Consider the following 8,808-nt stretch of genomic DNA (forward strand, 5'->3'; position numbering starts at 1 on the left):
TACCCAAAATTTATATGATGAAAAAACAAGTACCCACCAATTGTCGGCAATCGATCGGCAAGATTATGATACTCCAAATGGTACTGTTTTGTATGTTGCTGTCCCAAGTAAAAGCGGGCGATACACAGGTACATGAATTGGAGAAGGTTTTTGTTACACTAAAGATCAAAAATGCACCAGTCAAGGTGGTTTTTGATGAGATTGAGAAAAAGACATCCTATGGATTTGCCTACGAAGAGAGGAAACTGGCCGGAGTAAAGCCCCAGACCGTTCAGGTAGAGAATCAGTCCTTGTTGGCGGTATTGGAAGAGCTTTCCAAAAAGACTAATTTGAGGTTTAAGAGTGTCAATAAGACCATCCACGTTACGAGTGACCACTCGCCAAAAAGTGAGAAGATGGAAGATAGGGTTGTAAAAGGGGTAGTGATTTCCTCAACAGACGGTTTGCCTGTACCAGGGACGACAGTCATGGTGAAAGGCACCCAAACTGGTACGGCGACGGATGTAGATGGAAATTATGTCCTTGCTGTCCCTGATTCGGAAGATGTTGTATTAAGATTTTCCTTTGTGGGATTTGAGACCCAAGAGATTCTTTTGGGGGCACGCACACAGGTCAATGTGACTCTTGTCGAAGATTTGTCCAGTCTGGAGGAAGTTGTTGTTACAGACTTTGGCAATGTGGTGAAAAAAACGGACATGATAGGTGCCGTCCAGGGTGTTGCTGTACGGGACTTGAAGATTCCCAGTAGTAATTTGACCACAGCATTGTCAGGAAGGGTCGCAGGGATGATTGCCTACCAAAGAAGTGGAGAGCCTGGGATGGACAATGCCGATTTCTTTATCCGTGGCATCACCACCTTTGGAGCCAATATTGCCCCGTTGATATTGATAGATAACGTGGAGGTTACCACTACTGATTTGGCCAGACTCCAGGTGGATGACCTGGAGAGTTTTACCATCATGAAAGATGCCACAGCCACAGCAATCTATGGCGCCAGAGGAGCCAATGGAGTGGTTTTGGTAACGACCAAAAGAGGTGTTGAAGGAAAAACGACTTTGGACATACGTTTGGAAAACTCGATTTCGGCACCTACCAGAAATGTAGAACTTGCAGACCCTGTGACTTATATGAGATTGACCAATGAGGCAATTTCAACAAGAGATCCATTGTCTCCCATCCGCTACCCACTAGGTAAAATAGACCGTACTGCCGCCGGTGGTGATCCTATGCTCTACCCAGCGGTAAACTGGATGGATGAGCTGGTCAAGCCCTATGCTGTCAACCAAAGGGTGAATGTGAATGTTAGGGGTGGGGGGAAAGTCGCCAGGTTCTTTGTTTCAGGTGCTTTCAATCAGGACAATGGGGTACTGGAAGTGCCCAAGAGGAGTAATTTCAATAATAACATCAGCCTTAAAAATTACTCGTTAAGGTCGAATGTGGATATGAATTTGACCGAAACTACAGAATTGTTGGTAAGGTTGAACGGTTCCTTTGATGAGTACACTGGACCAATGAGAGGGGGAGCGGATGTGTACAAAATGATTATGCGTTCCAACCCAGTTTTGTTCCAGCCTTATTATCCCCCAGGAGATGAGCAGCAGCATTTGCGCCATATCATGTTCGGGAACGCAGAACTAGGCCAGTTCCTGAACCCATATGCAGAATTGGTAAGAGGCTATAAGCAAAGTTCCCGCTCCATGATGTTGGCCCAAGTGGAGTTGAGGCAAAACCTATCTTTTCTTACAGAAGGGTTGAATTTTAGGTTCCTGGGAAATACCACCAGAAGGGCTTTTTTTGATATAAACCGATCTTATATGCCTTTTTACTATTCCATGGCAGGGTTTGATCAGTTTACAGGAAACTACAGGTATGAGCTGCTGAATGAGTTGTTCGGTTCAGATTTCTTGGATTATTCAGAAGGAAACAAGGAAGTAGAAACCCTGTTTTATATGGAAAGCGCCTTGAATTATAACCAGACATTTAAGGAGAAGCACAATGTCAGTGGGATGATGGTTTTTATCCTAAGGAACTCCTTAAGAGGAAATGCAGGTAGTCTCCAAGAGTCTTTGCCGTTCAGAAATCTGGGCTTGTCTGGACGTTCTACATATAACTATGACAACCGCTACTATGCCGAGTTCAATTTTGGATACAATGGTTCGGAGCGTTTTCATGAGTCAAGCAGATGGGGCTTTTTCCCTTCTGCCGGACTGGCATGGAGTATTTCCAATGAAGAATTCTTCTATCCTGCCAAAAGGATCATTTCTAAACTAAGGGTCAGGGGTACCTATGGTATGGTAGGAAACGATAGGGTTGCCAGGGATAACGAACGCTTCCTGTATTTGTCGGAGATCAACATGAATAATGCTGATCGGGGAGCCATTTTTGGTCTCGATAGGCTATATGGAAGATCGGGGATTTCAGTTAGCCGATACTCTAATCCCTATATTGGATGGGAGAAGTCTTATAAGACCAACATGGCTATAGAGTTGGGTTTGTTTGATAAGTTTGAGATTATCACGGACATATTCAAGGAGCACCGTACCAATATCTATATGAATAGGGTGGATATCCCGACCACCATGGGTTTGGCGACACCGATAGCAGCCAATATCGGAGAGGTAATGGGTAGAGGGATAGATGTACAGTTGAATGGACAGCATAGCATCAACCATAAGACATGGATACAGATGATGGGTAATTTCACCTATGCGACCAGTGAGTATTTGGTCTATGAAGAACCGGATTATCCTCATCCTTGGTTGAGCCGTGTAGGGCATAATTTAAGGCAAGAATGGGGTTTTGTTGCAGAGCGCTTGTTTGTAGACGATCAGGAAGTGGCCAATTCCCCCCAGCAATTGTTTGGAAACCAGGCTACCATGGGTGGGGATATCAAATATTTCGATACAAATGGGGATGGAAGGATTACGGACTTGGACAGGGTGCCGATAGGACATCCTACTACACCGGAAATCAATTATGGATTTGGCCTTTCGTTTGGGCGGGGAGATTGGGATTTTTCCTGTTTCTTCCAAGGTTCAGCCAGATCATCCTTTTGGATAGATTCCCGTGCTACCGCACCATTTATACCTTATTATTACCAGAATGAGACACTTCCGGGGATTCCGGAAAATGCCTTGCTGCAGGCTTATGCCGACAGCTATTGGTCTGAAGAGAACCGGGATATCTATGCTTTATGGCCGAGATTAAGCCCTACCCTGGTAGAAAACAATATGCAGAGGAGTACCTGGTTTATGCGGAATGGGTCTTTTCTACGTCTAAAACAAGTGGAGGTGGGATATTCACTGCCTTCAAGGGTGCTTGATAAAATCAAGATGAGAAACCTCAGGATCTATGCCAATGGCACTAATCTAATGACTTGGTCTAAGTTTAAACTGTGGGACGTTGAGATGGCAGGGAATGGATTGGGATATCCAATCCAAAGGGTAGTCAATTTAGGTTTACACGCATCTTTCTAAACAGGTAACATGAAAACTATGAAAAGGTATTTGATAATATTATATGTCATTCTGCTAAGCGGATGTGATTATCTGGATGTGGTCCCAGATGATGTGGCCACTATTGACCACGCATTCTATATGCGGGCCTCCGCCGAGCGGTATTTGTTTACCTGCTATTCTTGGATGCCAAATCACGCAAGTCTTTCTACGAATCCGGGTTTCTTGGGCGGTGATGAGATGTGGGCAGTCCCCACTAGTGGAATGTCATCCGTCAGACTGGCCAGAGGGCTGCAGAACCAAAATTCTTCCCTGCTGAATTATTGGGATGGAACTGAGGGCAGGGCCATGTTCCAAGGGTTGAGGGATTGTAATATCTTTCTGGAAAATGTAAGGAATGTTCCCGATCTGGAAGAATCTATGAAAAATGTATGGGAAGCTGAGGTGAAATTCCTAAAAGCCTATTATCATTTCTGGTTGATGCGCATGTATGGACCCATTCCGTTGATCAAGGAAAACTTGCCTATTGATGCAACAATAGACCAAGTGCAGGTGCATAGAGAACCGGTGGATATGATAGTGGATTATATTGTGGAGTTGATGGATGAAGCCATAGAAGTACTTCCTGAGGAAGTAGACATGCAGGCTATGGCCGGACGGATCAACAAGCCTATCGCCATGGCGGTCAAGGCACAGGTATTGGTGACTGCGGCAAGCCCCTTATTTAATGGAAACCCTGATTATATCGGTTTTAAGAACGCAAGAGGGGAAAACTTATTCAATGCCGAACATGATTTGGGTAAATGGAAAAGGGCAATGGATGCCAGCAAGGAAGCCATAGATCTATGTAGTTCACTGGGATATCAATTGTATAGGTATCTTCCCGGTATAGGACAGACGGGCTTGTCCGAATCCACTTTGATTCAAATGAGTATCCGCAATAGTGTCACGGAAAGGTGGAATTCAGAAGTGATTTGGGGGAATTCCAATTCCTTAATCGACCAGCCTGCTCTTACTCCCCGCACCTGGGACCCCAGCCGTAATCATAATGCCGTAGCGGGGGCATTCGCTCCCACTCTCAAGATTGCGGAAATGTTTTACTCCAAAAATGGAGTACCCATCAATGAGGATAAGGATTATGACTATGCCAACCGGTATGATATACAAGTTGCCTCAAATGAAGATCGACTGAATATCCGGGAGGGGTACACCACTGCCAAACTTCATTTTGATCGGGAGGATAGGTTTTATGCCAGCCTGGGTTTTGATGGAGGGGTTTGGTATGGACAAGGGAATTTTGATGAGAGCAATAATTTTTACATTCAAAACAGGATGGGAGGGGCGGCCGGTTTGCAGATTTTGTGGGCTTACTCTGTCACTGGATATTGGCCTAAAAAGCTCATTAACCCCCAAAACGTCATTCAAACCAACTCCTATACACAACGCTGGTATTCCTGGCCGGTAATCCGGCTAGCAGACCTGTATTTGATGTATGCTGAGGCCTACAATGAATATCAAGGGCCAGGAGAAGAAGTGTTTTATTATCTGGATCAGGTCAGGGAACGGGCAGGATTGAAAGGAGTACAGGAGTCTTGGACAGAACACTCCAATAATCCCGGTAAATTTTCGACACAGCAAGGTTTGAGACAGATCATCCATCATGAGAGGTTGATTGAGCTGGCTTTGGAAGGTAAACGGTATTGGGATTTACGCCGCTGGAAACGAGCGCATACAGAACAAAGCATGCCTATAGAAGGATGGGATGTGTTTGAACAAAGCCCGGAGGGATTCTATAGAAAGCGGGTCATTTTTAACCAGACTTTCAGACAGCGGGATTACCTATGGCCCCTGAATGAAGGGACTTTATTAAGAAATAAAAATCTGGTTCAAAACCCTGGTTGGTAATGGGTTTCAACATAAAAGAATATCAAAATGGTTAATATATATAAAGATAAAAGCTTATTGAAACAGAGGGTTGTTTTGATGCTTATAGGCTTGTCAGTGCTGCTGATGGTATCCTCATGTGAAGAGGATATTTGGTATCAGGAATTAAATCCTGGCAATCCTCCCCAATCAGTAACGAATGTAAGTGTGGTCAGCGGGGCAGGGAAAGCAAGGATCAGTTATGATTTGCCGCAGGAAAACGTTTTGTATGTCCTGGCGGAGTATGAAACCCGTGAAGGGGTAAGGAAGGAAGCGAAAGCTTCCAGATATGTCCAGTCCCTGACGGTAGAAGGTTTTGCAAGAGCAGGTGCTTACAGTGTAAGTTTGTATGCCGTGGGACTTAATGAGGAAAGATCAGAGCCTGTAGTAGTTTCTGTAGAAATCAACAGACCTCCTGTGATCACGACTTTTGAAAGCATTGAGGTATTTGAGGATTTTGGGGGACTTACTGTTGAGGCGGTCAATGAGTTTGAAGGGGAATTGGTTTTTGAAATCTTCACAAAAGAAGGGCAAGGTGATCTGAGTTTGGACCATTCATATTATACCAAACAAAGGAATATCCGCTTCTCTGCAAGAGGATATGCGGCAGAACCACAAAATTTCTATATAGTGATGAGGGACCGTTGGGGAAATTCCACTGATACGCTCAGTGTGGAATTGTTGCCTTTCTTCGAACAAAAACTGGACAGGACAATCATGGAGGAGCTTCGCCTGCCTACAGACAACTGGCAGGGGCATAGCTGGAGTGGAATAGCTCCGAGAGGCATCCACTTTATGTTTAATGGTAATGCCAATAACGCTAATGAGATTTTCCATACAGTACCCAACTCTGGCATTCCCGCACATTTTACCTTTGACATGGGTAAGAAAGCCAAGCTGAGTAGGTATAAACTATGGCAGAGATGGGAAGGGTCCAGTCATATCTATGCCGGACTTTCTCCAAGAAAATGGAAGGTGTATGGTAGCAATGAACCGAATCTTGATGGAAGTTGGGATAGCTGGATTCTGTTGGGGGAATACGAAATGATCAAGCCTTCTGGCTTGCCTGTAGGGGAACTTACTCAGGATGACTGGGATACCCGACATGCCGGGGATGAGTTTGATGTGCCAATAGATGCTCCAGCTGTACGTTTTTTGAGAGTAGTGGTGGAGGAAACCTGGGGAAGGACTCAGCACTTTGCAATTTCCGAACTTGAATTTTGGGGAGATTATCAAGAGTAGTAAAATTTAAAGACTATGAACATGATCATTAAGAATATTTATTCGGCCATCACAATCCTGGTATTGGCACTTTTGGCCGCATGCACGGGGATGGACCATTACTATCAGGATATGATAAAGGAAGGGCCTATTGTTTACCCGGGAAAGGTTGTAGGTGTACAGACCTTTACAGGCAAGAATAGAATCCGGTTTTCCATGACGACCTATCCCGACCCATCTGTTGAGAAAGTATGGGTGAAATGGACGTATAGGGGAGTTTCAGATTCCCTAAGTGCAGATGTGACAAAGGGAAGGGAATACAATACCTCCGATATTTTGTTGGAGAGTTTGGAAGAGGACAATTACACCTTCTTCTTTACTACAGTCGATTCAAAAGGCAACAGGTCTGTCCCATTTGAAATTCCAGCCAATGTATATGGGGAAAATTACCAAAATGCAATCCAAAATATATTTGTTAGGGGTGCTAAATATGAGGATGGGTTGCTGACACTGGATCTTAGTACTTCTAGTGACAGTGGGGCATTGGGTTCTGTATTTTATTATGAAGGGATAGTAGGTGAAGATAAAACCTTATTTGTGGAGAATGGGACGGAAACTATAACGATAGATGATTTTAAACCAGCTAGCCCTTTGACTTACCAATCCTTGTTTGTACCTGGCAGCCATGCCTTGGATACGTTTTATACCAATACCCAAAATCTCAGGGTACTTAATGTAGTACCGCTTAAGAACAGGGCGATACCGTTTCAGATTGAGGGTAGGAGTGGCCGCTGGGGTACATTGGCTGATTGGATCACCAATGATGCCATCAAAGTACATAACGGCTATGGTGGATGGGATGAAAGAAATGGGAATATTTTCAATGTGGAGACCGGATGGGGGGCTGTACCAGATGGGATAACAAATGGTAAGATCCATCAAACATTTGTCCTCGGTCCTGGTACTTATACCTTTAAGGCTAATTTTAGATTGGTCAATGGCGTGCCAGATACATGGAATGAAGGACAGGGAGACCAGGTTTACCTAGTGGTCGGCAAAGGAGCTGAAATTCCAGATGTGGAAGTAATAGAAACATCGGATGAAACCTTGGGCTTTGTCAGGATTTTGAGAAGCAACAGCCCTGATGCCTTTCAAATTACATTTACCATAACTGATGATACAGAGGTCTCTGTAGGATTTGCTACCACCCAACCTGGAGGACAGGTCTCCCAGCAATACCCTGATACCTCCAATGGTAGACATTGTAATATTGAGTCTTTTGAATTCTTTGGTATTTGGGGACTCTGATGGGTGGGTAATACCGGTTAGCATGAATTAAAATTTTTGGCCTTCTGGCTTAATTTTTCCCCCATGAAAAATTAAGCCAGAAGGCTAAATTCATGAGTTTTGAAATAATGGAGGCAATTGAATAGAGAAGCTAAATCCTCCCTTTCCCTGAGCCAAGTAAAGGAAAGTGTTCGGGAATTGATTTAGCAGACTTTGTATGGGTAAAGGCTGGGGTCTGTCATTTGTTATGACAGGCCCTTTCTATTTGAAATTTGTAGTAGAGCCGCATATGATAAAGTACGCTTTACTTTGGGAACTTGGTGTTTTTACTTGGTGATTTTTGTGGTAAAAATTATAACCACAAAGATCACCAAGTTTTTCACAAAGAACACTAAGTCTCGGATTCACTTTAGTCGCCTTTAAGCGAAACCAAACCTATAGATCTTTAGCCGATAGTAGTTTAATTATCATCTAAGTGGAACTTCATCAGGCAGAACTCTGGGGTAACTCCTATTGCAAAAAGAGTGTTAGACTGAATGTTATCAGAAAGTCTCAGAATAGGGATGTTGGAATGTAAGCTTTTTATCAAGTTTCCATTATAATCAAAAACCTGAATGAAATTGGGATTCCCAAATGGGTCGATCATCAACAGTTTCTCATCAGAATAATACAAGCTCCCAGGCATTCTTGTGGCTATGCTTTCGAGGATTATTTCCGGTGTAATTTCCACCTCTATAATAGTGTTTTTAGAATCACATCCAGAAATGAGATAGCAGATTAGTAGAAAAGCGAGGTTCTTCGTATTCATTTTTATTTATTATGATTATCCGCAATGGCACCAGTAGTTAAATTATGCATATGTAATCATGCGGATAATTGTCAACTGTCGACGGTTGACAGTCAACTTGCCCTGGAAACAATA

At 43.6% G+C, this 8,808-nt stretch carries 5 protein-coding genes; 4 read left to right on the forward strand and 1 reads right to left on the reverse strand.

Annotated elements, in window-relative coordinates:
• Positions 1–65: 65 nt before the first annotated feature.
• The 4 genes from ACFSKL_RS09450 to ACFSKL_RS09465 are packed head-to-tail and all read left to right on the forward strand — an operon-like array spanning position 66 to position 7,907.
• Positions 66–3,476, forward strand: a complete 3,411-nt coding sequence (locus ACFSKL_RS09450) for a SusC/RagA family TonB-linked outer membrane protein (RefSeq protein WP_376885668.1) — start codon at positions 66–68, stop codon at positions 3,474–3,476.
• Between the two features lie 9 nt (positions 3,477–3,485).
• Entirely contained in the window at positions 3,486–5,360 is a 1,875-nt protein-coding gene (locus ACFSKL_RS09455; protein ID WP_376885670.1) for a RagB/SusD family nutrient uptake outer membrane protein, read from the forward strand.
• Between the two features lie 27 nt (positions 5,361–5,387).
• The gene (locus ACFSKL_RS09460) at positions 5,388–6,620 is read left to right on the forward strand and encodes a DUF5000 domain-containing lipoprotein (RefSeq protein WP_376885672.1); all 1,233 of its coding nucleotides are present in this window, start codon (positions 5,388–5,390) and stop codon (positions 6,618–6,620) included.
• A gap of 15 nt (positions 6,621–6,635) precedes the next feature.
• Positions 6,636–7,907, forward strand: a complete 1,272-nt coding sequence (locus ACFSKL_RS09465) for a DUF4998 domain-containing protein (RefSeq protein ID WP_376885674.1) — start codon at positions 6,636–6,638, stop codon at positions 7,905–7,907.
• Between the two features lie 439 nt (positions 7,908–8,346).
• On the opposite strand, the gene ACFSKL_RS09470 is transcribed toward ACFSKL_RS09465, so the two are convergent.
• A complete protein-coding gene (locus tag ACFSKL_RS09470; RefSeq protein WP_376885676.1) occupies positions 8,347–8,694 on the reverse strand; it encodes a hypothetical protein in 348 nt (115 codons plus the stop codon).
• Between the last annotated feature and the right edge of the window lie 114 nt (positions 8,695–8,808).

The organism is Belliella marina (assembly GCF_042682445.1).
Lineage (GTDB): Bacteria > Bacteroidota > Bacteroidia > Cytophagales > Cyclobacteriaceae > Belliella > Belliella marina.

Coding starts and splice junctions, on each gene's coding strand:
- ACFSKL_RS09450 (WP_376885668.1), top strand. CDS start 66: ATGATACTCCAAATGGTACTGTTTTGTATGTTGCTGTCCCAAGTAAAA.
- ACFSKL_RS09455 (WP_376885670.1), top strand. CDS start 3,486: ATGAAAACTATGAAAAGGTATTTGATAATATTATATGTCATTCTGCTA.
- ACFSKL_RS09460 (WP_376885672.1), top strand. CDS start 5,388: ATGGTTAATATATATAAAGATAAAAGCTTATTGAAACAGAGGGTTGTT.
- ACFSKL_RS09465 (WP_376885674.1), top strand. CDS start 6,636: ATGAACATGATCATTAAGAATATTTATTCGGCCATCACAATCCTGGTA.
- ACFSKL_RS09470 (WP_376885676.1), bottom strand. CDS start 8,694: ATGAATACGAAGAACCTCGCTTTTCTACTAATCTGCTATCTCATTTCT.